Raw genomic sequence first — 926 nt, 5'->3', positions numbered from 1 at the left:
AAACAAAATGATGAATATGAAGAGTTAGTAGTATAATATTAATCTTCTTATAAAATAAAAGTGACAAATTGAATTTATTATTAAAACTCAATTTGTCACTTTTAACTTTTCATTAAATAAACGCTCCAAATTCAGGACTATCATTAATATCATTCAGTAAATGCTTAATTTCCTGATCTTTATCCTTATCCATAACAAGAATAACATCTCCCGCATCAACAACTACTAAATCTTTAACTCCAAAACCAATAATCAGTTTTTCATCGCCTCCAAATATAGAGCAATTTTCGCAATCTTGAATATATACGTTATTACTTATTTTATTGTTATTTCTATATTGATTTAAATATCTACTTAATGCATTGAAACTACCTATATCGTCCCATTTAAAATCACCTTTGATTACGTAAGCCTTTCTTGTTCTTTGCATTACTCCAAAATCAATAGAAATTCCATCAATTAAACCATACTCTTCCCTTGTTACTTGCTCCTCATCTTCTTCTCCTAAATGTTGATATATATTCATTAATGATTTATACATCTTAGGCAAGTACTTTTCAATTTCCCTCAATATAACATCTGCTCTAAAAACAAACATTCCTGAGTTCCATAAATAAGTTCCCTTCAATAAGAAATCTTTTGCAACTTCAATATTAGGTTTTTCAGTGAACCTAGCTATTTTATAAGCTTGAGTTGCTGATGGTATCCTTTCACCCATTTCAATATATCCATATCCTGTTTCAGGCCTTGTTGGACTAATCCCTATAGTTACAATCCCTCTACGTCTATTTGCTATTTCAATAGCCTCTGATAGTGTATCTAAATAATCCTTTTGGCCCTCAATATGGTGGTCAGAAGGTAATACTACCATTACAGCATCATTATCTTTTTTTAATAACTTAATAGCTGATAATCCTATACAAGTA

The 926-nt window shown here is 29.6% G+C and carries 1 protein-coding gene; it reads right to left on the bottom strand.

From position 1 onward, the window contains the following. Positions 1-112: 112 nt before the first annotated feature. On the bottom strand, positions 113-926 hold an 814-nt coding region (locus TY07_RS17035; RefSeq protein ID WP_042403130.1), incomplete at its 5' end, for a mannose-1-phosphate guanylyltransferase.

The sequence above is a fragment of the Clostridium saudiense genome (assembly GCF_000577815.1).
Lineage (GTDB): Bacteria > Bacillota > Clostridia > Clostridiales > Clostridiaceae > Clostridium > Clostridium saudiense.
Note: the sequence above shows the minus strand (reverse complement) of the source record. Positions and strands in the feature narration are given on the sequence as shown.